15 protein-coding genes and 1 pseudogene are annotated in these 25,723 nt (G+C 39.9%); 15 read left to right on the top strand and 1 reads right to left on the bottom strand.

Annotated features, from left to right (window positions below; translation table 11 throughout):
- Window positions 1-15 precede the first annotated feature (15 nt).
- The 13 genes from O3636_RS02645 to O3636_RS02585 all read left to right on the top strand — a co-directional run bounded on the left by O3636_RS02645 (window position 16) and on the right by O3636_RS02585 (window position 16,978).
- Window positions 16-1,641, top strand: coding sequence for an oligosaccharide flippase family protein (locus tag O3636_RS02645; RefSeq protein ID WP_371641565.1), 1,626 nt, complete (start codon window positions 16-18; stop codon window positions 1,639-1,641).
- 200 nt (window positions 1,642-1,841) lie between these two features.
- On the top strand, window positions 1,842-3,800 hold the full coding sequence (locus tag O3636_RS02640) for a peptide ABC transporter substrate-binding protein (protein ID WP_371641563.1): 1,959 nt from the start codon (window positions 1,842-1,844) through the stop codon (window positions 3,798-3,800).
- A 312-nt stretch (window positions 3,801-4,112) separates the two neighbouring features.
- Entirely contained in the window at window positions 4,113-4,568 is a 456-nt protein-coding gene (locus O3636_RS02635) for a hypothetical protein (RefSeq protein WP_371641561.1), read from the top strand.
- Between the two features lie 164 nt (window positions 4,569-4,732).
- Window positions 4,733-5,827 (top strand): cystathionine gamma-synthase, encoded by a 1,095-nt coding sequence (locus O3636_RS02630; protein ID WP_371641559.1) that lies wholly within the window; start codon window positions 4,733-4,735, stop codon window positions 5,825-5,827.
- 7 nt (window positions 5,828-5,834) lie between these two features.
- The gene (locus O3636_RS02625) at window positions 5,835-7,001 is read left to right on the top strand and encodes a MalY/PatB family protein (protein ID WP_371641557.1); all 1,167 of its coding nucleotides are present in this window, start codon (window positions 5,835-5,837) and stop codon (window positions 6,999-7,001) included.
- 101 nt (window positions 7,002-7,102) lie between these two features.
- Entirely contained in the window at window positions 7,103-10,201 is a 3,099-nt protein-coding gene (locus tag O3636_RS02620) for a DEAD/DEAH box helicase (protein ID WP_371641555.1), read from the top strand.
- A gap of 47 nt (window positions 10,202-10,248) precedes the next feature.
- Entirely contained in the window at window positions 10,249-10,866 is a 618-nt protein-coding gene (locus tag O3636_RS02615) for a cystathionine gamma-synthase (protein WP_371641553.1), read from the top strand.
- 10 nt (window positions 10,867-10,876) lie between these two features.
- A complete protein-coding gene (gene murC / locus O3636_RS02610; protein ID WP_033677684.1) occupies window positions 10,877-12,211 on the top strand; it encodes a UDP-N-acetylmuramate--L-alanine ligase in 1,335 nt (444 codons plus the stop codon).
- A gap of 9 nt (window positions 12,212-12,220) precedes the next feature.
- Window positions 12,221-12,682: a GNAT family N-acetyltransferase gene (locus O3636_RS02605; protein ID WP_371641551.1), complete on the top strand. Its 462-nt coding sequence runs from the start codon at window positions 12,221-12,223 to the stop codon at window positions 12,680-12,682.
- Window positions 12,679-13,173: a GNAT family N-acetyltransferase gene (locus O3636_RS02600; protein ID WP_219966851.1), complete on the top strand. Its 495-nt coding sequence runs from the start codon at window positions 12,679-12,681 to the stop codon at window positions 13,171-13,173. The genes O3636_RS02605 and O3636_RS02600 overlap by 4 nt, the downstream gene beginning before the upstream one ends.
- A gap of 80 nt (window positions 13,174-13,253) precedes the next feature.
- Window positions 13,254-14,996, top strand: coding sequence for an endolytic transglycosylase MltG (gene mltG, locus O3636_RS02595; RefSeq protein ID WP_371641549.1), 1,743 nt, complete (start codon window positions 13,254-13,256; stop codon window positions 14,994-14,996).
- Window positions 14,997-15,057: 61 nt separating this feature from the next.
- The gene (greA, locus tag O3636_RS02590; RefSeq protein ID WP_000818750.1) at window positions 15,058-15,540 is read left to right on the top strand and encodes a transcription elongation factor GreA; all 483 of its coding nucleotides are present in this window, start codon (window positions 15,058-15,060) and stop codon (window positions 15,538-15,540) included.
- Between the two features lie 73 nt (window positions 15,541-15,613).
- Window positions 15,614-16,978, top strand: coding sequence for an amino acid permease (locus O3636_RS02585; protein ID WP_371641547.1), 1,365 nt, complete (start codon window positions 15,614-15,616; stop codon window positions 16,976-16,978).
- Window positions 16,979-17,223: 245 nt separating this feature from the next.
- Here the strand turns inward: O3636_RS02585 and O3636_RS02580 are convergent.
- Window positions 17,224-17,362: pseudogene (locus O3636_RS02580) on the bottom strand (IS630 family transposase); the annotation flags it as partial.
- A 236-nt stretch (window positions 17,363-17,598) separates the two neighbouring features.
- Between O3636_RS02580 and O3636_RS02575 the strand changes: the two are divergent.
- Together O3636_RS02575 and O3636_RS02570 are read left to right on the top strand one after the other, a co-directional pair.
- On the top strand, window positions 17,599-18,162 hold the full coding sequence (locus O3636_RS02575; protein ID WP_000247238.1) for a DivIVA domain-containing protein: 564 nt from the start codon (window positions 17,599-17,601) through the stop codon (window positions 18,160-18,162).
- A 2-nt stretch (window positions 18,163-18,164) separates the two neighbouring features.
- The gene (locus O3636_RS02570; protein ID WP_004236020.1) at window positions 18,165-25,547 is read left to right on the top strand and encodes an SIALI-17 repeat-containing surface protein; all 7,383 of its coding nucleotides are present in this window, start codon (window positions 18,165-18,167) and stop codon (window positions 25,545-25,547) included.
- Window positions 25,548-25,723 lie beyond the last annotated feature (176 nt).

Below are 25,723 nucleotides of genomic sequence, written 5' to 3'. Positions count from 1 at the left end.
TTGAATGAGGAATCTATGTCGCACGAAAACAATCACCAGCAGGCCCAGATGTTACGGGGGACTGCTTGGCTAACGGCTAGTAACTTTATCAGTCGCCTACTCGGGGCTATTTATATTATCCCATGGTACATCTGGATGGGGTCTTATGCAGCTACGGCCAATGGTCTCTTTACCATGGGTTATAATATCTATGCCTGGTTCTTGCTGGTTTCAACAGCAGGGATTCCAGTTGCGGTGGCCAAGCAAGTTGCCAAGTATAATACCATGCGAGAAGAAGAGCATAGCTTTGCCCTGATTCGGAGCTTTTTAGGATTTATGACAGGACTAGGCCTCGTTTTTGCTTTAATCTTGTATGTCTTTGCTCCTTGGCTAGCAGACTTGTCTGGCGTGGGCAAAGACTTGATCCCAATCATGCAAAGCTTGGCTTGGGGAGTCTTGATTTTCCCATCTATGAGTGTTATCCGAGGATTTTTCCAAGGGATGAATAACCTCAAACCTTATGCCATGAGCCAAATCGCTGAGCAGGTCATTCGTGTTATCTGGATGCTCTTAGCGACCTTTATCATTATGAAGCTCGGTTCAGGAGATTACCTAGCAGCCGTTACCCAATCGACCTTTGCTGCCTTTGTCGGCATGGTAGCTAGTTTTGCAGTTTTGGTCTATTTCCTTGCTCAAGAAGGTTTACTCAAAAGAGTCCTTGAAACAGGAGATAAGATTAATAGCAAGCGTCTCTTGGTCGATACCATTAAGGAAGCCATTCCTTTTATCTTGACTGGTTCGGCTATTCAGCTTTTCCAAATCTTGGACCAAAATACCTTTATCAATAGCATGAAGTGGTTTACCAACTATAGTAATGAAGACTTAATTGTCATGTTTTCTTATTTCTCTGCCAATCCTAATAAAATCACGATGATTTTGATTTCTGTAGGGGTTTCAATTGGGGGTGTCGGTTTACCACTTTTGACTGAAAACTATGTCAAGGGGGACTTGAAGGCAGCTTCTCGTCTCGTTCAGGACAGCATTACCATGCTTTTTGTATTCCTGTTACCAGCAACGGTTGGAGTGGTTATGGTAGGAGAACCTTTATATACAGTCTTCTATGGCAAGCCAGATAGTTTGGCTATGGGCTTGTTTGTCTTTGCAGTTTTGCAGTCTACTATTTTAGGTCTGTACATGGTCTTGTCTCCAATGCTTCAGGCCATGTTCCGCAACCGCAAGGCTGTTCTCTATTTTATCTATGGTTCCATTGCCAAGCTAGTCTTGCAAATACCTACCATCGCCCTCTTCCACAGTTATGGTCCTTTGATTTCCACAACCATCGGTCTTATTATTCCTAACGTCTTGATGTATCGGGATATTTGTAAGGTAACTGGTGTTAAGCGCAAGGTGATTTTGAAACGAACCATTTTAATCAGTTTGTTAACTATTTTCATGTTTCTAGTAGTAGGGACATTGCAGTGGATTTTAGGATTTGTCTTCCAACCAAGTGGACGTTTGTGGAGTTTCCTATATGTAGCCCTTGTCGGTGCCATAGGGGGAGGAGTTTATGGATTCTTGAGTCTTCGTACCCGTCTATTGGATAAGGTGATTGGAAAAGCCCAAGCAAATCGTCTACGAGCAAAATTAAGAATTTCTCAATAATTTTTTATAAATAAAAGGGATAATTTGAACATTTCTATCATGAAATGCTTGAATTATTCTCTTTTTATTATTTTGTAGAATAATTTCTATAGTTTGTAGATAGAAATTTTATTTTTCTTAAATTTTACTTAGAAAACTATTGACTAAATAAAACCCAAGTTGTATAATAAGACAAATATTTAAATCAGGAGGTTCTGGAAATGAAAAAGTCTAAGGCCAAGTATGCAACGCTTGCAGGTGTCGTGTTAAGTGCAGGTATTTTGTTAAGTGCCTGTGGAAATTCTAGCACAGCATCAAAAACATACAATTATGTTTACTCAAGTGATCCATCTAGTTTGAACTATCTAGCAGAAAACCGTTCAACAACTACTGATATTGTGACCAACCTGGTAGATGGTCTCATGGAAAATGACCAATATGGGAACTATGTCCCATCCTTGGCTGAGGATTGGACTGTTTCTCAAGACGGTTTGACCTATACCTATAAATTGCGTAAAGATGCTAAATGGTACACTGCAGATGGAGATGAATATGCTCCTGTAACTGCCCAAGATTTTGTCACTGGTTTGAAATATGCGGCTGATAAAAAATCAGAAGCCTTGTACTTAGTGCAAGAATCCGTTGCAGGTTTAGATGACTATATCACTGGTAAAACAAGCGACTTTTCAACTGTCGGAATCAAGGCTCTTGATGACCAAACCGTTCAATATACCTTGGCTCGACCAGAACCTTATTGGAACTCAAAAACAACCTCAACCATTCTCTTCCCAGTCAATGCGGATTTCTTGAAATCAAAAGGGGATGATTTTGGGAAGGTAGATCCATCTAGCATTTTGTACAATGGACCTTTCTTGATGAAATCCTTTGTTTCAAAATCGGTCATCGAATACAAGAAAAATCCTAACTACTGGGATGCTAAAAATGTCTTTGTAGATGATGTCAAATTGACTTATTTTGATGGTAGTGACCAAGATGCGTTAGCACGTAATTTTACTGAAGGTGTTTATAGCTATGCTCGTCTCTATCCAAACAGTTCGAGCTTTGAAGGGATTAAAGAAAAGAATAAGGACAATATCATTTATAGCATGCAAGATGCTACTTCTTACTTCTTAAACTTCAATTTAGATAGAAAATCTTATAAATTCACTTCCAAGACAAGTGATGCTGAAAAGAAATCGACTCAAGAAGCGGTTCTTAACAAGAACTTCCGTCAAGCCATTAATTTTGCCTATGACCGTACAGCTTACGGGGCCCAATCTCAAGGAGAAGAGGGGGCAACTAAGATTTTGCGTAACCTCGTCGTTCCTCCAAACTTCGTAAGTATCAACGGAAAAGACTTTGGTGAAGTAGTAGCCTCTAAGATGGTCAACTATGGTAAGGAATGGCAGGGAATCAACTTTGCAGATGCCCAAGATCCATACTACAATCCAGAAAAAGCTAAAGCTAAATTTGCTGAAGCTAAGAAAGAACTCCAAGCCAAAGGAGTTCAATTCCCTATACACTTAGATAAAACTATAGATTTGGCTAATAAGGCTGAAATTCAAGGAATTAATTCCATGAAGCAATCAATAGAATCTGTCTTAGGTGCAGATAATGTTGTGATTGATGTTCATCAACTTTCTACAGAGGACTATGATAGTTCAGGTTATCTTGCTCAAACTGCAGCTCAGAAGGATTATGATCTTTACAATGGTGGTTGGACTGCAGACTATCAAGATCCTTCAACCTATCTTGACGTCTTTAACGTTAATTCTGGTGGTTTGATGCAAAATCTAGGTATAGAGCCAGGTGAAGCCAATGACAAGGCCAAGGCTGTTGGGCTGGATGTCTACACTCAAATGTTGGAAGAAGCTAATAAGGAGCAAGATCCAGCTAAACGTTATGAAAAATATGCAGATGCCCAAGCTTGGTTAGTAGATAGCTCTCTAGCAATTCCAAATGTTTCACTAGGCGGAACACCAACATTGAGAAAAATTGTTCCTTTCTCAACACCATATTCATTAGCTGGTAATAAAGGTATCGAATCATATAAATATCTCAAAGTACAAGATAAAACAGTCACAAAAGATGAATATGAAAAAGCCAAAGAAAAATGGCTGAAAGAAAAAGAAGAATCCAATAAAAAAGCCCAAGAAGAATTGGCAAAACACGTCAAATAAGAATTTTTCCATAAAAACGATGGTTTCGAAGGAAACTGTCGTTTTTTAATAGAATGATGGCAAATTTGGAAGAAAATGCTTACATTTTTTAATTGGTTTATTAAATTTATGTTATAATGAATATAACAAAAACGTGAGAAACTATTTTCGAAAATCTACCCAGTGTTAACTGAAGTATGCACATGCTAGGATGATTTTATAGGAGGGATGCCGTCTACTGTAAAAGTAAGATAAAATGCAACAAATGATAAGTTCTTCTTTAAGTGAAGAATTCTTAACTGCCTATTTACTAATCGTTATGGAGGTAAGATTATGGGCGCTATTATGGAGTTTGCAACAGAAAAACAGATTGCATCATTTCTTTCAAGTTGTCACGTTGAAGGGCAAAAGAATTTTCTGATGGCTTTTAAGAAAAAGACATTGCTGAAATCTTTTATTGATTTTTTCATTATAGGTGGTTCCTACTATGTTCAGTCGAGTGTGAAGCCTAAGATTCTGGCATTCACACCTAAGGGGATCTACTTGATGGATATCAGTGATGTGACTGAGAATCGTTCTAATCAAGTCGTAGAGATGCCTTGGAATCAAGTTCAAGATTTTACTTATAAGACAGTCTTGAATACAGTTAGACTTAATTGGCATTATCAAAATGAAGACTATATTTTTTCCGTGGATGTCGGTCAGATTAGTCAGCATGTGGGCCAGTATCAATTTAATAAAGACCATTATGACTATTTAGCCCAACAGGATTTCTTTCAGTCAAAGTAAACTCTAGCAATCATTTTCACAAAAGAATCTGGAAGCTTTTCTGGATTCTTTTTAGCTTTACTCGATAAGTATATAGTTTGAAACTATAACTAGCTCTTGAAAAGAAGAAAATGAGTTGATGAAAATAAGTGGTACAATAGTTACTATAGATTTGGAGGTATTGTATGAGCAAGGAATTACACATCAACACAATTTTGGCCCAGGCGGGTATCAAATCAGATGAAGCGACAGGTGCATTGGTGACACCGCTTCATTTTTCAACAACTTATCAGCATCCAGAGTTTGGTAAATCTACTGGATTTGACTATACGCGCACCAAAAACCCAACTCGCAGTAAGGCTGAGGAAGTCTTGGCAGCTATTGAGTCAGCAGACTATGCCCTAGCGACTAGCTCAGGGATGTCAGCTATTGTACTGGCCTTTAGTGTCTTCCCAGTAGGAAGTAAGGTTTTGGCTGTCCGTGACCTTTACGGTGGTTCTTTCCGCTGGTTCAATCAAGTGGAACAGGAAGACCGTTTCCATTTTACCTATGCCAATACAGAAGAAGAGTTGATTGCCGAGTTAGAAAAGGACGTGGATGTTCTCTATATCGAAACACCAACCAATCCCTTGATGCTGGAATTTGATATCGAAAAACTAGCAAATTTGGCTCATGCTAAGGGTGCAAAAGTGGTGGTGGACAATACCTTCTACAGCCCTATCTACCAACGTCCGATTGAAGATGGAGCAGATATCGTTCTTCATTCAGCAACCAAGTATCTAGCAGGCCACAATGATGTCTTGGCTGGAGTTGTTGTGACCAATAGTGTAGAATTATACGAAAAGCTTTTCTACAATCTCAATACGACAGGGGCAGTCTTGTCTCCATTTGACAGTTATCAATTGATTCGTGGTCTCAAGACCTTGTCTCTTCGTATGGAGCGCTCAACAGCTAACGCCCAAGAAGTGGTTGCCTTTTTGAAGGATTCTCCAGCAGTTAAGGAAGTTCTCTACACTGGTCGTGGAGGCATGATTTCCTTTAAAGTAGCGGATGAAACACGCATTCCTCACATTTTAAACAGCCTCAAGGTCTTCTCTTTTGCGGAAAGTTTAGGTGGGGTAGAAAGTCTGATTACTTATCCAACGACTCAAACTCATGCCGATATTCCAGCAGAAGTGCGCCATTCTTATGGTTTGACAGATGACCTCTTGCGCTTGTCGATTGGGATTGAGGATGCTAGAGATTTGATTGCAGATTTGCGTCAAGCCTTGGAAGGATAAGACAAAGATGGGAAAATATGATTTTACAAGCCTGCCCAATCGTTTAGGGCACCATACCTATAAATGGAAAGAAGCAGAAACGGATAGTGAAGTCCTACCAGCTTGGATAGCGGATATGGACTTTGTAGTCTTGCCTGAAATCCGCCAAGCTGTGCAAACTTACGCTGATCAACTGGTTTATGGCTATACCTATGCCAGTGAAGAGTTAATTAAGGAAGTTCAAAAGTGGGAAGCCACACAACACGGTTACCACTTTGACAAAGAGGCTCTTGTCTTTATCGAGGGTGTGGTACCAGCCATCTCAACAGCTATTCAAGCCTTTACAAAAGAAGGCGATGCGGTTCTGATTAACACGCCTGTCTACCCACCTTTTGCTCGCAGTGTCAAGTTAAACAACCGTAGATTGATTACCAATTCTTTGGTGGAAAAGGATGGTCTGTTTGAGATTGACTTTGACCGACTTGAAAAGGATTTGGTGGAAGAGGATGTCAAACTTTATATTCTCTGCAATCCTCACAATCCTGGTGGACGTGTTTGGGAAAAGGAAGTGTTGGACAAGATTGGCCAACTCTGTCAAAAACACGGTGTTTTCTTGGTTTCAGATGAGATTCACCAAGATTTGGCCCTCTTTGGTCACAAGCATCATTCCTTCAATACTGTCAACCCTGACTTTAAAGAATTTGCTATCGTCTTGACCAGTGCCACTAAAACCTTTAATATTGCTGGGACAAAAAATTCCTATGCAGTCATTGAAAATCCTAAGTTGAGACTGGCTTACCAGAAACGCCAGTTGACCAATAATCAGCATGAAATTTCAGGCTTGGGCTATTTGGCGACAGAAGCTGCTTATCGATACGGGAAGGATTGGCTAGAGGAACTCAAGCAAGTCTTTGAAGACCATATTAATTATGTGGTGGAACTATTTGGAAGAGAGACTAAAATCAAGGTCATGAAACCGCAAGGAACCTACTTGATTTGGCTTGATTTTTCAGCCTATGATCTGACTGATGAAAGATTGCAAGAGCTGTTGAGAAATGAAGCTAAGGTTATCCTCAACCGTGGTTTGGATTTTGGAGAAGAAGGAAATCTCCATGCCCGCCTCAATGTAGCCATGCCCAAATCTCTACTGCAAGAAGTGTGTCAGCGAATTGTGACGACTTTTGCCAAACGTTAAAAACGTTAAAAATCCAGCCTTCTAGGAGAAAAGTATCCCTAGAAGGCTATTTTCATAGGTGAAAATATGGTATAATAAAAAGATAAGGTAAAGGTGAAAATATGGCTAAATTGATTCCGGGGAAAGTCCGTATCGAAGGCGTTGCCCTTTATGAAACTGGTAAGGTTGACATCATCAAGGAAAAGAATAATCGGCTTTACGCTCGCGTCGCAGAAGAAGAACTGCGCTATAGTTTAGAGGATGATTTGGTTTTTTGTGCCTGCGATTTTTTCCAAAAGAGGGGCTACTGTGTGCATTTGGCAGCGCTGGAGCATTTTTTGAAAAATGATGAGCGTGGTCAAGAAATCTTGCAGAGTCTGGAAGAAGGTCATGAGGAAAAAGAGGCCGTTGAAACCAAGGTGACCTTGGGTGGCAAATTTTTGGAACGAATCTTATCTCCAAAATCAGAACGTGCCTATGAATTATCGGCTGTGGGGCAAGTGGAAGCAGGAACCAATCATATCTTGTGGACTCTTAGAATCGGGCAAATCAATAGCCAAAAATACTATGTCATTCGGGATATTCCACTCTTTTTAAAAGTTGTCGAGAAGAGAAAGCCTTATATGATTGGCAAGATTTATGAGGAGTCTCTTTCTTGGGAATCCTTTGATGAGGCTAGCCAAGAACTTTTGACTTTCTTGCGGGGACTGATGGAGGAAGGACAGGCTCCAGACCTCTTTTTCCAAAATCAAGGTCGGCACCTCTTTTTTCCTCTGACCTTTTTTGAGCAGGGTGTGAATTTATTGATGACCTTGCCCCATTTTCAATTTGACCATCAAGTGGATAGCTATCAGACTCTGCTTTTTCAGGATATGCATGCTGATGCCAATCTATTTGCCTTTACAGTAACAGAATACTCGGACTATTTTGAAATGGAAATCAGTGAGAGTCCTAGGGTCAATGTCTTTTATCAGGGAGCTGTACTTTTCCATAAAGGACAGGTTTATTTTCTAAGAGACCAGCAGATGCGTCTTCTCAAGGAAATCAAAGCGCTACCTGTGGATCAGCATGGAAAGAAATACTTGCAATTTGATAGCAGTGACCGCGATAAGTTAGCTTCTTGTTTAACTCTTTTTAGCCAGATGGGGACCGTTTCAGCTCCAGAACGTCTACAAATCAAATCCTTTGAGCCCTCTTTTTACTTTGACAGGGAAGAAGACAATCGGATTCGTTTAGAGATTCAGTTTGATTATGGGGATAGGCAGGTATCAAGCCGACAAGAGCTAGAAGAATTACCATTTTCGAGTGATGCTGACTTAGAAGAAAGAGTTTTCCAAGTCTGTTTGGTTGCAGGTTTTGAAGCAGACTTTCAATCTTGGCGTCAGGCCCTAAAAGCAGAGTCTGTTTATCATTTCTTCCACGAAATCATTCCAGTCTTTGAAAAACTGGGGAATGTTGATTTATCAGACAAGTTAGAAGAACTCTATAACCTAGCAAGCCCTCAAGTGCAGATTGCTTCCAAGGGAGGTCTCTTGGAAATCCAGTTTGATTTTCAAGATATAGCCCAAGAGGAAATTGACCAAGCTATGCAGGCCTTGGTTGATAATCGAGATTTTTATATTGATTCGTCTAATAAAGTCTACTTTTTCGATGAAGAAACCAAGAAAATTCGCCAAAATCTACAGGAACTGGGGCAGTTTGAATTAAAAGATGGCTCCTTACAGGCTCGAAAATCCTTGGCCTACAGTTTAGCTCATCTTTTTGAAGGGCGTGACCGTGTTTCTTTTTCACAAGAATTCCAGAATCTGGCCCAGGATTTGACGCATCCAGAGGATTTTCCTCGACAGGCAACTCAGGTTCAGGCTGATTTGCGAGATTATCAGGAAAAGGGAATCGGCTGGCTGCAAATGCTCCATCATTATGGTTTTGGTGGGATTTTGGCTGATGATATGGGACTTGGGAAAACCCTGCAGACCATTGCTTTTTTGACCAGTCAAGTGACAAAAGAAAGTCGAGTTTTGATTTTAGCTCCGTCCGGTTTGATTTACAACTGGGCAGATGAGTTTCAGAAGTTTGCTCCACAGTTGGATGTGGCTGTTGTTCATGGCTTGAAATCTAGTCGTGAAGAGATTCTTGCTGAGAGCCATCAAATCTATGTGACGAGCTATGCTACCTTCCGTCAGGACAGTGAGCTTTATCAGGGGATGGCCTTTGACTTCCTTTTCTTAGATGAAGCTCAGGTTATGAAAAATGCCCAGACCAAGATTGCCCAGACTTTGAGACAATTTGTGGTGCCGTCAGTTTTTGCTCTGTCAGGGACACCGATTGAAAATCATCTGGGTGAGTTGTGGTCTATTTTCCAAATCGTCATGCCAGGACTCTTGCCAAGCAAGAAAGAATTTATGAAATTGCCAGCAGAGCGAGTGGCTCAGTTTATCAAGCCTTTCGTGATGCGACGCAAGAAAGAAGAAGTTCTGACTGAATTGCCAGACTTGATTGATGTGGTTTATAAAAATGAACTGGAAGACCAGCAAAAGGCTATCTACCTAGCCCAGTTGCAACAGATGCGTGACCGTCTGGCTCAAGTGTCAGATCAGGAATTTCAGCGAAGTCGAGTGGAAATATTGTCTGGTCTGATGCGCTTGCGTCAAATCTGTGACACCCCTGCCCTCTTTATGGAAGATTATCAGGGAGCCAGTGGCAAACTGGATAGTCTTCGAGACCTGCTGGTACAGGTGGCAGACGGCGGACACCGTGTCTTGATTTTCTCTCAGTTCAAGGGAATGTTGGAGAAAATAGAACAAAAACTGCCAGATTTGGGCTTGACTTCCTTTAAAATCACAGGTTCAACCCCGGCCAAGGAAAGACAAGATATGACCAAGGCCTTTAATCAAGGGGAAAGAGATGCCTTTCTGATTTCTCTTAAGGCGGGTGGTGTCGGTCTGAACCTAACAGGTGCTGATACGGTTATTTTGGTTGACCTTTGGTGGAATCCTGCGGTGGAGGCGCAAGCCATTGGCCGTGCCCATCGGATGGGTCAGGAAGAAACGGTTGAGGTCTATCGCTTGGTGACCAAGGGAACTATTGAAGAAAAAATTCAGGAACTACAAGAACAGAAGAAACATTTGGTGTCACAAGTATTGGACGGCACAGAGTCACGTGGTAGTCTGACCCTAGCAGAAATTAGAGAAATTTTGGGAATTTCTGAAGCCAGCACTTGAAAAATCAAGACAATACGCTATAATGAAGTGTTGAAAGGAAATAGAAAATGAAACAAGAACGATTTCCATTGGTGTCAGATGACGAGGTCATGCTGACTGAAATGCCAGTCATGAACTTGTACGATGAGTCTGATCTGATCAGTAATATCAAGGGTGAGTATCGAGATAAAAATTATTTAGAATGGGCTCCTATTGCTGAAGAAACACCAGTCAAACCGATTGAAAAGCAAGTCGAGAAACCTAAAAAAGCTCCTTTAGGGGTTAAAAAAGAAGGAAAGAGTTATGCAGAGGTGGCGCGTGAAGAAGCGCGTGCAGACTTGAAAAAGAAACGCTCTGCTAACTATCTAACTCAGGATTTCAGCCGTGCGAGACGTCATTCTAAATCAGGCCTTCTTAGACAGGGTAACCAACCGACAGCTCCTTTCCAAAAGGAAAATCCTGGTGAATTTGTCAAATATAGCCAAAAATTGACCCAGTCTCATTATATCTTGGCGGAAGAAGTTCATTCTATCCCTACCAAGAATGAAGAAGTGTCAGCACCTGCTTCAAAGAAAAACAACTATGATTTTCTGAAAAAGAGCCAAATCTACAATAAAAAAAGCAAACAAACAGAACAAGAACGTCGGGTTGCCCAAGAGTTAAATCTGACCAGAATTACAGAATAGGGGAGAAAACATGCCAAAGACATATCATTTTATCGGAATTAAGGGATCAGGGATGAGTGCCTTGGCCTTGATGTTGCACCAAATGGGGCACAAGGTTCAAGGATCAGATGTTGAAAAGTACTACTTTACTCAACGTGGTCTTGAGCAGGCAGGAATTACTATTCTTCCTTTTGATGAAAAGAACCTAGACGGTGATATGGAAATTATCGCTGGAAATGCCTTTCGTCCAGATAACAACGTCGAAATTGCTTATGCGGATCAAAATGGTATCAGCTACAAACGTTATCATGAGTTCCTTGGTAGCTTTATGCGTGACTTTGTTAGCATGGGAGTAGCAGGAGCGCATGGAAAAACTTCAACGACAGGTATGTTGTCTCATGTCTTGTCTCACATCACAGACACTAGCTTCTTGATTGGGGATGGGACAGGTCGTGGTTCGGCCAATGCCAAATATTTTGTCTTTGAATCTGACGAATATGAGCGTCACTTCATGCCTTACCACCCAGAATACTCTATTATCACCAACATTGACTTTGACCATCCAGACTATTTCACAAGTCTAGAAGATGTTTTCAATGCTTTTAACGACTATGCTAAACAAATTACCAAGGGTCTTTTTGTCTATGGTGAAGATGCAGAATTGCGTAAAATTACGTCTGATGCACCAATTTATTATTATGGTTTTGAAGCAGAAGGTAATGATTTTGTAGCTAGTGAGCTTCTTCGTTCAACAACTGGTTCAACCTTCACCGTTCACTTCCGTGGACAAGAATTGGGTCAATTCCACATCCCAACCTTTGGTCGTCACAATATCATGAATGCGACAGCCGTTATTGGTCTTCTTTACACAGCAGGATTTGATTTGAACTTAGTGCGTGAGCACTTGAAAACATTTGCTGGTGTTAAGCGTCGTTTCACTGAGAAAATTGTCAATGATACGGTGATTATCGATGACTTTGCCCACCATCCAACAGAAATCATTGCGACCTTGGATGCGGCTCGTCAGAAATACCCAAGCAAGGAAATTGTAGCAGTCTTCCAACCGCATACCTTTACAAGAACAATCGCTTTGTTGGACGAATTTGCCCACGCTTTGAACCAAGCGGATGCTGTTTACCTAGCGCAAATTTATGGGTCAGCTCGTGAAGTAGATCATGGTGATGTTAAGGTAGAAGACCTAGCCCAAAAAATCAACAAAAAACACCAAGTGATTACTGTTGAAAATGTTTCTCCACTCCTTGACCATGACAATGCTGTCTATGTCTTTATGGGAGCAGGAGATATCCAAACCTATGAATATTCATTTGAACGTCTCTTGTCTAACTTGACAAGCAATGTTCAATAGGTTATTCTCATGGAAATTCCAATTAAGATCATTCAGGCAAGCAAGTCTGATTTGGCTGAGATAGAGGCGATTCAGACCTCGTCTTTTCCAGCTGAAAAGCAGCTGGCTTCCCATATTTTAGAAGAAAGTATCCGTAAGTGTGCGGATACCTTTCTTCTAGCTAGGGATGAAAATCAACTTTTAGGCTATATTCTATCAAGTCCTCAGTCAGACAATCCGCAATGTCTAAAAGTACTTTCTTTAGTCATTGAGTCTGACCATCAGAGACAGGGCTTGGGAACACTTCTTCTTGCAGCTTTGAAAGAGGTGGCAGTTGAGCTGGAGTACAAGGGGATTCGTTTGGAGAGTCCTGATGAGCTGCTTTCCTATTTTGAAATGAACGGTTTTATTGATGAAGAAACCTCCCTTTATGTAACTAGCCAGGGCTATAGTATGATTTGGTTTAATCCCTTTTATCTGGAGGTACAATGAAAATCAGACAAGCAAAATTAGAAGATTTGGATCGGATTGTCGAGATTGAACTAGAGAATTTCTCGGTAGAAGAAGCTATTCCTCGATCTGTCTTTGAGGTGCATTTGCGAGAAATTCAGACCTCTTTTCTGGTTGCGGAAAAAGAAGGTAAGATTATTGGTTATATCGAAGGGCCAGTTGTCCCTCACCGCTATCTACAAGACCAGTCTTTTACAGAAGACATAAAAGACTATAGTCATGAGACTGGTGGCTATATCTCTGTGACCTGTCTCTCTATTGCCAAGGAAGCACAGGGTCTTGGACTGGGTCAGAAATTGCTAACAGCTTTGAAAGAAGTTGCTCTTGAAGATGAGAGAGAAGGCATTAACCTAACCTGTCATGACTATCTCATCGCCTACTATGAAAAACACGGATTTGTCAACGAAGGCTTGTCCCAGTCAACCTTTGCAGGGGAAACTTGGTATGATATGGTCTGGGAAGCTAAAAAATAGGCAAGACAAGGCATCATAGGTTGCTTTTCCTAGACTTTTAAGATATAATATTATGGATTGTCAACGAGGAGGAAAAACTTTTGAGTGAAAAGTCAAGAGAAGAAGAAAAATTAAGCTTTAAAGAGCAGATTTTACGAGATTTAGAACAAGTTAAAAAACATGAAGAAGATCAGGAAGAAGTTGATTTAGCTTCAATAAAACCCCAATTTTCTTCTAAAAATGACCAGTCGATAGAAGAGTTAATGGAAGATTCTCTATCAGCTGTAGAGGAGATTATGAGAAAAGCTCCTACCGTGCCTACTCACCCAAGTCAAGATGTACCAGCTTCTCCAGCAGATGATATTCAAAGAGAAACTCCTGGTGTTCCAAGTCATCCAAGTCAAGATGTTCCTTCTTCTCCCGCAGAAGAGGCTGTAAGACAAGCTCCACTTGCTCCTAGTCACCCGAGTCAAGAAGGACCTTCTACTCCATCAGCGGAGGGAGTATCAAGACCAACTCCAGGACCTGTTAGTCCTAGAAAAGTAGAAAAGGAATTTAATGAAATCCCAACGAGGGTAGCTGTTTCTTATAAGACAGAAGCTCAGAGAGAGGTAAAAAGAGAAGTTCCTACTTCAAAACCAGTAGTGGAAAAGAAAGTTGTAGAAGAAATGCCTGCAACTCCACGTCGTAGCCGTCGTGATACGGTTAAGTCACCCAAGAAGAAAAAATCAGGATTTAAGGTCTTCTTCATTTCTCTACTCATTTTCTTAGGTTTGATTTCAGCAGGTGCTTACTTCGGTTATCAGTATGTTCAGTCATCTTTACAGCCTGTGGATGCTTCATCTAAACAATATGTGACAGTGCAAATCCCAGAAGGAGCTAATGTTCAAACAATTGGTTCAACTCTTGAAAAGTCTGGTTTGATTAAACACGGAGTGATTTTTGCTTTTTATGCGAAATATAAAAATTATTCAGATTTGAAGTCTGGCTATTACAATTTGCAAAAGAGTATGAGTACAGAAGATATCATCCATGAATTGCAAAAAGGTGGAACAGCTGAAGCTCAAGAACCTGCGCTTGCGAATTTAACAATTCCAGAAGGTTATACGATTGATCAAATGGCACAAGCGGTAGGTCAATTGCAAGGTGACTTCAAAGAGCCTTTAACAGCGGATGCCTTTCTGGCAAAAGTTCAAGATGAGAACTTTATCAGCCAAGAAGTTGCCAAATATCCTAGTCTACTTGAAAGCTTGCCTACAAAGGAAAGTGGCGTTCGTTATCGTTTGGAAGGTTTCCTCTTCCCAGCTACATATTCTATCAAGGAAAGTACAACTATTGAAAGCTTGATTGATGAGATGTTGGCAGCTATGGACAAGACTTTAGCACCTCATTACAGTACGATTAAGTCTAAGAATTTGACGGTCAATGAATTGCTGACCATTGCTTCTCTTGTCGAAAAAGAAGGAGCTAAGACGGAAGACCGTAAGTTGATTGCAGGTGTATTCTACAATCGCTTGAATCTTGGTATGCCACTTCAAAGCAATATTGCAATCTTGTATGCTCAAGGAAAACTTGGTCAGAAGATTAGTCTTGCTGATGATGCTGGAATTGATACGACAATTAATTCACCGTATAATGTTTATACGAAAGCTGGTTTGATGCCAGGTCCAGTAGATAGTCCAAGCTTGGATGCCATCGAGGCAAGTATTAATCAGACTAAGAGTGATAACTTATACTTTGTAGCTAATGTTACAGATGGTAAGGTCTATTATGCTGCTACTCAGGAGGAGCATGATCGTAATGTCGCTGAACATGTCAACAGCAAATTAAACCAAACAAACTAAAATTATGTGATGCTTCACATAATTTTAGTTAGAAAATATCATCAGAAGAAAGTTGAGAAAAATGGCAGAAAAAACATATCCTATGACCCTTGCGGAAAAGGAAAAACTTGAAAAAGAATTAGAAGAATTGAAATTGGTCCGCCGCCCAGAAGTGGTAGAACGCATTAAGATTGCCCGTTCATACGGTGACCTTTCTGAAAACAGTGAATACGAAGCGGCTAAGGATGAACAAGCCTTTGTCGAAGGACAAATCTCTAGCTTGGAAACAAAAATCCGTTATGCTGAAATCGTCAATAGTGACTCAGTTGCTCAAGACGAAGTAGCGATTGGTAAAACAGTCACTATCCAAGAAATTGGTGAGGATGAGGAAGAAGTTTATATTATCGTAGGTTCAGCCGGTGCGGATGCCTTTGCAGGTAAAGTGTCGAATGAAAGCCCAATTGGACAAGCTTTGATTGGCAAGAAAACAGGTGATACAGCAACCATTGAAACACCTGTTGGTAGCTATGATGTAAAAATCTTAAAGGTTGAAAAAACAGCCTAAAAACAAAAAAGGAGTGGGGAGGCTGTGCGCTTCACTCACTCCTTTTTCCATTTTAAATTGAATTGGAGACGATATGAGTTCAAAGAAGAAAAAAAATAAGATGGAGCGTGGTCTGACCAATCGTCACGTGCAGGTTATGGCCATTGCGGGAACAATTGGAACAGGACTCTTTTTGGGAGCAGGTCGCTCTATCAGCCTAACAGGTCCTTCCATTGTACTGATTTATATGATTACTGGAGCCTTTATGTTCCTCATGATGCGTGCGGTTGGGGAAATGCTTTATCAAGATCCTGAGCAACATACCTTTATCAACTTTATCACGCGTCATTTGGGTAAGGGCTGGGGTTATTTCTCAGTTTGGTCTTACTGGCTATCCGTTGTCTTTATCGGTATGGCGGAAATCACAGCTATCTCTCACTACGTTCAGTTTTGGTTCCCTAGCTGGCCAAGTTGGATGATTGAGATTGGATTTTTGACCATTCTAGCCTTGGTCAATCTGATTGCAGTTAAGCTCTTTGGGGAAGTTGAGTTTTGGTTTGCTATGGTCAAGATTGTGGCTATTTTAGCTATGATTGCCACAGGAGTCTTTATGGTCTTGACAGGCTTTAAGACACCTCATGGAGTAGCAAGTTTGGCTAATATTGCTGAAAATTTCTCCCTCTTCCCAAATGGTGGAGTGAACTTTGTCATGGCCTTCCAGATGGTGTTCTTTGCCTACCTCATGATTGAGTTTATCGGGGTCACAACTTCTGAAACTAAAAATCCACGTCAGGTCTTGCCAAAAGCCGTTAAGGAAATTCCTTTGCGTATTGCCTTTTTCTACGGTGGTGCCCTCTTAGCTATCATGGCTATCATTCCATGGCGTGAACTTGCTTCTGCTGACTCACCTTTTGTTACAGTATTTGAATTGGCCGGTATCAAGTGGGCGGCAGCCTTGATTAACTTCGTCGTTTTGACCTCAGCAGCATCTGCCCTTAACTCAACCCTTTATTCAACAGGACGTCATTTATACCAGATTGCTCATGATTCACCAAATCCATTCTTAAAAGCAATCAAGGCAGATACCCTTTCTCGTCATAACGTGCCACAAAATGCTATCATTGCTTCAGCGGTTTTGATTGCCCTAGCAGCCTTTATCAATGTCTTGCCAGGTGTTTCGGATGCCTTTGCCTTGATTACAGCATCGTCATCAGGCGTCTATATCGCCATTTATATCTTGATTATGGTGGCTCACCTTAAATATCGCAAGTCACCAGACTTTATGGCGGATGGCTACCTCATGCCCCATTATCGTTTCTTAAATCCTTTAACCATGCTCTTCTTTGCCTTTGTCTTTGTAACCCTCTTTTTACAAGAGTCTACATTTGTCGGAGCAATCGGTTCAGCTATCTGGATTATCGGTTTCGGGATATACAGCCAGTGGAAATTTAGAAAATAGATTTGAAACTCATCAACTAAGGTTGGTGGGTTTTTCTTTGTTTAAAAATATAGCGGCTTGGATCTAGGATAGTACGCTGTATTATATCAGTATTATTTTTGAGCTGTCAGGTTTAATCTCTTAGGAAAACAGGCGCTACGTAAAGAAAATGTAATAAAAACTTAACATAAAAATCATTGACAATTTCGGGGGGGGGGGTAATAGAATTAATATGAGACTTTGTGTAACTAAAGTAAAGAGCATGGTCAATTGAAACAAGAAGAGAATAAAATAGTCTCGTAAAATGTATTGCAACTTGGTAATACTTTTTGAGGCGCTTTTTGATTGAGCCCATGTTTTCTCAATGGGATTGTACTCAGGTGAGTAGGGAGGAAGAGGTAAAAATGTATAGTTGTTAAAATAGCATACGGAAAATAAGTTAGAAACCATGTAATGTTATAAATTTTATATGTTTTTGGTGCATATATATTTTAGTTAAATGAAAGTTGAGGAAAGGAACAATGATGAAAAATCACTTGGATTTCAAGTTGATAATAATGATGGTTTGGTGAAGTAGAATAAAGAAATACAAATGTGGTAAATCTGACTATGTATCAGGCGTTGCAAAAGAGGAAATAAATATGGTGAATATAAGAAGAAGTCTTTTTGGATATAACAAAAAGGAAGTTGATGATGTGATTAGCAGTTTAGAGGGGGATAAAGAACGCCTCAAACAAGAACTTGAAGGGAAAGCACAAATGATTGAAGAGTTGAATGTTCAACTACATGGATTTCGCTCTCAAGAGGAGCTTATTTCTGAGGTTATTATTGATGCGAAACAATTGTCAAAACGTTTAGTGGAAGAGGCTAAGCAAGAAGCAACGGAGTTGCTATATAATGCTAACAAAACAATATCAGATGAATTTGCACGTTTTCATCAATCGATGGAAATTTTAAACGGAATCAAAAATAGAGTTGTTGCGCAGAAAGAGGAGTTATCTAAAGAATTGCAAGACACTTTGAGACGATATAAAGATGCTTTTGAAAACTCGGAGACCGAGGACTTTGCTCGAATAAAAGAACAAATAGAAATAGATATTACTCGAACAGAAGATGTTTGTGAGAATTCAAAACAGGTTATCTTTCTCCCGCGCCTTAATAAATCAAATTGTATTAAAGTAGAAAAAATAGAAAAGGAGAACTAGTAGTGAAAAAAGAACATAAGGAAATCTTTTCAATCCGTAAGTATAAGGCATATGGAGCTAATTCGGCTTTGATTGGATTAGTGGGTCCGGCTGTTTTAATGGGGGTACTGATGTCTCCTGTACAAGCAGAAGAAAGTGCTTCTATTCCTGATTTGAAGCCATTGGATAGGGCGGAGAGTAGTGAATCAAGTACCCGAGATATTGAAACAAATCATCTTATTGTTACATCGTCTCATCCAGAAGAAAATGCGACTGAAACAGCTGCTTCAGGGGTAGAAACAGGAATAAGAGCAAGTGAAGAACTTACAACTCCTAAAAGAGCAGTAAGTATTGTCTATAAAGTACGCTATGTAGATCGCAAATCTCATCAAGTAGTTCATGAGGTAACGAAGACGAAGACGGTAGAAACTACTGAAGCAAAAGCAAAAGTTATCGTTACAGAAATTGGTGGAGAGCTAGCAAATGATAGTCAATTAGAAAGTTACTATGTTCCAGATGGTAATCCAACAACCTTTACAAAAGAAATTGTTGAAGGGGAGGACAATGTTTTTGTCTACGAAGTAGAGGGATTTGGGAAATCAGAAGCTACAGACCGTACTGTCACGCTTAAGTATACAGTTGAATACGTTGATGAAAAGACGGGGCTTGTCCTAGATAGTGAGGACAAGGAAGAAACGGTTTCTACCTTTGAAGCAGTTGTGAAAAAGGAAGTGACTGTTCAAGCTTCCATTGATGGAAACGAATCCCTCAAGGGATGGAGTATCTCTGATAATGCGACAAGTCATCAAACTATTACCTTATCAGAAGGGGTTCCTGTAAAGGTTATTTTTAAACTCCATAACTCTGATAAGGGAAAGGTGAGGCAAAAGAGGAAAGTAGAGTATCCTTCCCCTGCCGTTACTGGGCAACCATACTTAACACTAGAAAAGATAACTCCGGGCAATTTAGGTGAAGAAAGTATTACTCTTGCTGGAAATGCTCAGCATACTTATGAAATAAGGTATAAGGTTGGTTTTTCAAACATTGATGCTTCGGACCTGGAAATGACTCAAGGGGCAAAGGATTTAGGCTTTAATTTAGACTTGGAAGGTGGCTGGTTAACTGCTACCCTTAAGCCAACAAGAGCAATGGGAGGAAACTATGAAGTTGGATTCCAATCCCGTTCACATCCTGAAGTGAAAGTAGCTGGATTTATAAACATTACGACAACAACTCACTTTGGATTTATGGTGTTAGCAACTTCAGGGAAAGAAAATCGTTTGTTGTATTTTTCCAATAATAGAGATGATAGGACTGAGTCAACATATGATGGTAGCATAACAGATCCTTATCGAACTTCTCCTGTTATTTATAAAGGAGTAAGTGATTTGAATAATCTATATAAAGATTCTTCTGGACCAAAAACAGACATCACGATTGATGGAATCAGAATGCCAACGACTCCCTTTGGTTATTTTATGGATTCTGGTAATCAAACTGTTGAAAATGCTACTGCAGATACGAAACGTTATTATGCCATGATTCCAATCTTTGCTCCAATGGATCGTTCTACAGATTATGCTAATAATAATAAACAAGGATTATCTATTACAGATTTTCGGTTGTTATCCGCTTCAGATGGAGTAGAAGTTAAGTTGGTGGACTTGAGGAAAGACAAGGCTCCAGATAAGGGAGTTTACAGTAATACTGTAGATTTCCAAACAATGCCAGGGTATGATTTGTCAAGTGGATTGTTGAAAGATGACATGCGTGGTATCTTGGATAAAACTCCATATTATCTTCAATTTACGAAATTGCCTAAAACAGCAGGTAACTATTCAGTGAAATTTCAAATGACTGATAGCTTGAACTTAGTCAAAACGATTACATTGAATTTTACAACTTATGAAAATTCTATTTCTAGTGAACGCTCAGACTCCAACGCTTCAGATAATCGTACTTATGCGCTAACCAATGCAGATGCTCTTTTTGAACCCAATGAAGACTATGTAGATAAATCTACTGATAAGGTTACGCTTCCGATTTCTGATGAAGAACAAATCTTAGGAAAAGTAACTCTCAATAAAGATAATGCCTATATAAAAGCAGATAGTTTTCCAGCAGGGGTTGAGTTGAGGGCAGTTCCTGGAAAGGTTACGGAAGGACATCCGACAGAAGCCTATGTTGTCAAAAAATCAGGTATTAAAGTTGCGAAGGGAAAATATTCTTTTTCAGTGAATGCCTATGATGGTCACTATCAGACTGGTGCTCCGCGGACATTTGAGTTTGAGATAGTAGACGCTATTAATCCGATTCCAAACCAGCATTGGCATGAGGGAACAGTTCCAACCCCTATTCCAGTTTCTATGGAAAACAACTCCAAAATAACAGGAATTCGTGTGGAATCAAGTGGCGGTTATGCCTTTTTTGAAGGGAACCCTAATGACTCTACTATTTCTATTTACGGTTTGAAACACACGTCGTCACAACAAAAGGCGCGTGTTTATGTGACATTTACAGATGACGAAGGGAAAAAACATGAAACCTTTACCGATTTTTATTATGTGATAGAATCTAATACAGTAGACGATTTAGCGGTTAATGTTACTAATACAGATCAAACAATTTCCGAGGGTGAAGATTGGAAAGAAATGGTCATCACAACGACTCCAAGTGAAGGTGTGACCATTAAAGTTGATAAGACAAAACTTCCAAAAGGGACACGATTTGTTGATAATAAAATTATAGGGAAAGGTCTTTATGAAGGGCAGTATGAAGTTCCAGTACTTGCTGTTAAGGGAGATGTTGTTAAGTCGACTGTTGTGCGTCTAACTGTGAAGCCGAAGGAATTTGTCGTTCCTCCAGAAAACACAGAAGTTTCGGTCTTATCCAAGGTATCTGCTCTTGGATTGCAAGAGGTACCTGACGATGCAGTGGTAACTTATCGTGCGAATGATTCCTATAATTTTTCTAATTCTGGTCTAAAAATTAGTAATGATGGGACTAAAATTACAGGGATACCGACTGCAGTTGGTCGCTATGAGCTCACTGCAACAATTAGTAGAAGAGGTTCAAATGGGCTTGTTCGTACTACAACTACTACCTATACCATTAACGTAACAGGGCTAAGTCCGAGCTTGACAATCGGATCAGGAACTCAAGCAACAGATGCTTATACTTCTAATGAAACACGTCTCCTAGCATCGATTGGAACAGAGATTCCACCTATTACAATCAAGCATGATTCGCATTCAAAACTGACAGTCGATTCAAATTCTTTACCAGCTGGTTTGAGTTATTCGTATGATGAGTCGACACATACAGGAACTATTACAGGAATTCCAAGTGCAATGTCCTACGAGGGATATGTTTATCAAATTTTAGTTCAGACCGAAATGCCGTATAACTATGCAGATAGCAACGTTCGCAGAACTATTTGGAAGACAATTTATATTGAAGTTACTCCTATAACATCAGCTCTTAGTATTAACAATGAAAACCAGACATTTGCTGCAGATAAAGAGATGATTCCAATTACGGTATCGGATTTTGATGAACGTGCAACAATTGATTTAGAGAATGCTCCGTCTGGAGTGAGATATGATGCATCCAATCATCAAATTATAGGAAGTCCAACAGAAGGGGTAGGTACCTATGAATTTAATATTCGGGCGGTTATGCCACAGGCACTTGGAGGTCAAGTGACAAGAAGGCAGGTAACTCTTCGTGTAGAACCGTTAACACCGATTTTAGAGGCAGATAGGTCATCTGTTGAAGTAACAGCCGAGGATTCTATTCCGACTATTACAGTCACCAAGGAACCACATTCTACCTTACAACTAAATGTACTGGTGAAGGAACGTGACTATAGTTATTTTGGTTCTCTATCTGATATTGGCTTAAGCTATGATGCGTCAACAGGTAAGATTACGGGAATACCTACAGTCGTTGGGAATCACAGAATCTATTTGTCAACATTCTTAGACAAAAATTTCACAGGAGTTGCTGGTGGTGTTAGAAATGAATTAACGATTCCATTGACGGTGACTGCTAAGGAATTTAACTTTATGGATAATCAGGAACGACATACGACTGTTATGTCAGCGATTGCTCCAGTGGCGGTGAGTGTACCAGATGGGATAGAGGTTAGTGTAGAAAGCGGGACTCTTCCTCAGGGGATTATTTACAATAGCGATAAGAAGGTGATTGAAGGAACGCCTACTCAAGCTGGAACCTTTACAATTACAATGGTTGCTAACCCAAGTGGTATACGTGGTAATGAAAGAAAAGCTACAGTGACTATTCAGGTAGATCCACTTCCAGCTACTATTAGGATTCCCCACAATCATCAAACCATCCAAGTAGGGACTCCTATGGAACCCTCAACGATAGAACTAAATGATCATGCAAAGATTTACGGTAGTGATGCATTACTTGATTCTTTTGGCAGTAGTGGATATATTAATCATGCTAGTGAAAGAGGTATGGAGGAATCGTACATTGATGCATTCTTAAAGATGTTTTATGGATTGACCTATGACGCCAGCACACACACCATTAGTGGGACTCCTACGCGAACGGGTACTATAACTTTTACTTTTATTGCGCGAAATGATGATCTATTAGGTAGTGGTGAAGCTAGAGAAACCTTTGTCTTGAATGTAGTAGAAGTTATTTCTAAGATTCCTATTATTACAGATGCGAAAGAAGGTTCTAATGTAATTAAAGGAAGCGGTGTTGCAGGAGCTACGGTTACCGTTACGCTTCCAGATGGAGTTGAGAAAACAGCTTTAGTGGTAGAGGATGGAACATGGATGGTAGATACGCCAGCACCTCTTGTAAAAGGACAAAGTATTTCTGCTCGACAAAAAGAAGTAAACAAAACGATTAGTAATGACATCAGTGCCACTGTTGTTCCTCAATCGGGATTAGTTGTATCCAAGGAAGCGATGGTAGATGCCATTATCGAAGGTGTTACAACGATTACAGGAACAGGGATAACAGATTCTACTATTAGTGTTACCCTTCCAGATAGTACCGTTAAAACAGCTACAGTTTCGGAGGGAACATGGTCAGTTACTTTAGACAAAGCCGTGGTGAAAGGTGATAATATTTTTGTAACACAAACTGAACCAAATAAAGCTACTAGTCCATTAGTTACAGCAACTGTGGTTCCTAAAATTACAAAAGGTGATAAAGGTGAAACAGGAGCAAACGGAGCAGATGGTAAATCACCAGTTGTAACGATGACAGATAATGGAGATGGCACATACTCTATTACAGTACGCAATGGAGATGGCTCTGAATCAACTACTAAAGTCAAAGATGGCAAAGACGGTAAAACTGCTACTATTACAACAACAGATAATCCAGATGGAAGTCATACAATCACTGTAACAAATCCAGACGGAACAACAAAAGAAACAGTTGTTAAAAACGGTAAAGACGGTAAGACTCCAAAAGTTGAAGTGACTGATAACAATGATGGAACTCATACTTTTAAAGTTACGGATGAAGATGGCAATGTTACGAATGCTATTATCAAAGATGGTAAAGACGGTAAAACTGCCAATATCACAACAACAGAAAATCCAGATGGAAGCCATACAATTACTGTAACAAATCCAGATGGAACAACTAAAGAAACAGTTGTTAAAAACGGTAAAGACGGCAAGACTCCAAAAGTTGAAGTAACAGATAATAACGATGGAACTCACACTGTTAAAGTGATAGATGGAGAAGGTAATATTACAAATGCTATTATCAAAGATGGTAAAGATGGTAAAGCTGCTTCAGCTACAACAAGAGAAAATCCAGACGGAAGCCACACAGTAACTATTACAAACCCAGATGGAACTAAGAATGAATTTGTTGTGAAAAATGGACGTGACGGTGTTGACGGACGTACTCCAACCGCATCAGTTCGTGATAATGGAGACGGAAGTCATACAATCGTTATTACAAATCCAGAAGGTGTGACAACTGAAACTACAGTTCGTGATGGTAAATCACCAAAAGTTACTATAACTGATGAACAAAATGGAACACATAAGATTTCAGTTTTAAATGGAGATGGAACAACTACTGAAACCATTGTTAAAGATGGTAAATCACCAGTAGCCACTGTTACTGATAACCATGATGGTACTTACACAATTCGTGTAGAAAACGGTAATGGTACTGTTTCTGAAACTACAGTTCGTGACGGTAAATCACCAACTGCTAAGGTTGTGGCTAACGGATATGGAACTCACACTATCACAGTTGTGAACTCAGACGGTACAACTACAACAACTACAGTTCGTGATGGTAAAGCACCAAAACTTGAAGTGATTGATAACAACAATGGTTCACACACTATTAAGGTGACAGGAACTGATGGTAAAGAAACGACAACTACAATCTTTGATGGTAAATCACCAAAAGCGAACATCGTTGATAACGGAGACGGAACTCACACCTTAACAATCGTTGATTCTGATGGTCGTGAATACAAATCTATTATCAAAGATGGCAAAGATGGCGTTTCACCAACTGTAACTGTTAAAAATAATAACGATGGAACTCACGTTGTTACAATTATTAATCCTGATGGAAGTAAGACAGAAATGGTGATTAAAGACGGTAAAGATGGTAAATCACCAAAAGTTTCTGTTGAAGATAATGGAGATGGTAGTCATACAATCACAATCATCAATTCTGACGGAACTGTGACAAAAATAGTTGTTAAAGACGGTAAAGATGGTCGTGATGGACGTGATGGCAAAGACGGTAAGGATGGCAAAGATGATAAATGTGGATGCCAAGACAAACCAGTAACACCATCAAATGACAAACCAGTTCCTCCAACACCAAATGTGCCAGAAGGACCAACATTTGCAATGCCAGAACCACCAGTTCATGAATTGCCAGAATTCAACGGTGGTGTGCCAGGAATGCCAGAAGTTCATGAATTGCCAGAATTCAATGGTGGAGTACCAGGAATGCCTGAAAATCACGAATTACCAGAATTCAATGGTGGAGTACCAGGAATGCCTGAAAATCACGAATTACCAGAATTCAATGGTGGAGTACCAGGAATGCCAGAAGTACAAGAGGTACCAAAATTAGATATTCCAACAGTACCAGCGCAACCAACACCAAATGTGCCAGTACAACCAACTCCAGTTGTTCCAACTCCAGTTGTTCCAACACCAGAAGTACCGGTTAAACCAGAACCACCAGTAGTACCAACACCGGGTCAACCAGCAACTCCAGTAAATGCTAACCCAGTAGTAGCAACTCCAGTTAAAGAAAACCATGGGGAAAAATTACCAGAAACTGGAAGTCAATCTGATTATATATCTGTTCTTTTAGGTAGCGGTATTCTATTGAGCCTATATGTAGGTCGAAGAAAAGAAGATTAAATATAATGTGTAAGATTAGCAGAGGAATATTGTAGCTGAAAATATAGTTAAAAATTATGTTATTTAAACTTTTGTAAGCGTCTCATGATATTTGATATACAAGCGATTTGAAGTTTTGGAACATATCCTACTGATTATTTCTTACTTGATTGGATAGATAGGTTTCCTGCATAACG

This window comes from Streptococcus sp. 27098_8_76, assembly GCF_041432315.1.
Taxonomy (GTDB): domain Bacteria; phylum Bacillota; class Bacilli; order Lactobacillales; family Streptococcaceae; genus Streptococcus.
The sequence above is the reverse complement of the archived record's forward strand: the minus strand, read 5'-3'. Positions and strand labels throughout refer to the sequence as shown.

Coding starts and splice junctions, on each gene's coding strand:
- O3636_RS02585 (WP_371641547.1), top strand. CDS start 15,614: ATGAGTTCAAAGAAGAAAAAAAATAAGATGGAGCGTGGTCTGACCAAT.
- O3636_RS02600 (WP_219966851.1), top strand. CDS start 12,679: ATGAAAATCAGACAAGCAAAATTAGAAGATTTGGATCGGATTGTCGAG.
- O3636_RS02630 (WP_371641559.1), top strand. CDS start 4,733: ATGAGCAAGGAATTACACATCAACACAATTTTGGCCCAGGCGGGTATC.
- O3636_RS02635 (WP_371641561.1), top strand. CDS start 4,113: ATGGGCGCTATTATGGAGTTTGCAACAGAAAAACAGATTGCATCATTT.
- O3636_RS02645 (WP_371641565.1), top strand. CDS start 16: ATGTCGCACGAAAACAATCACCAGCAGGCCCAGATGTTACGGGGGACT.
- O3636_RS02620 (WP_371641555.1), top strand. CDS start 7,103: ATGGCTAAATTGATTCCGGGGAAAGTCCGTATCGAAGGCGTTGCCCTT.
- O3636_RS02605 (WP_371641551.1), top strand. CDS start 12,221: ATGGAAATTCCAATTAAGATCATTCAGGCAAGCAAGTCTGATTTGGCT.
- O3636_RS02640 (WP_371641563.1), top strand. CDS start 1,842: ATGAAAAAGTCTAAGGCCAAGTATGCAACGCTTGCAGGTGTCGTGTTA.
- O3636_RS02615 (WP_371641553.1), top strand. CDS start 10,249: ATGAAACAAGAACGATTTCCATTGGTGTCAGATGACGAGGTCATGCTG.
- O3636_RS02625 (WP_371641557.1), top strand. CDS start 5,835: ATGGGAAAATATGATTTTACAAGCCTGCCCAATCGTTTAGGGCACCAT.
- greA (WP_000818750.1), top strand. CDS start 15,058: ATGGCAGAAAAAACATATCCTATGACCCTTGCGGAAAAGGAAAAACTT.
- murC (WP_033677684.1), top strand. CDS start 10,877: ATGCCAAAGACATATCATTTTATCGGAATTAAGGGATCAGGGATGAGT.
- O3636_RS02575 (WP_000247238.1), top strand. CDS start 17,599: ATGGTGAATATAAGAAGAAGTCTTTTTGGATATAACAAAAAGGAAGTT.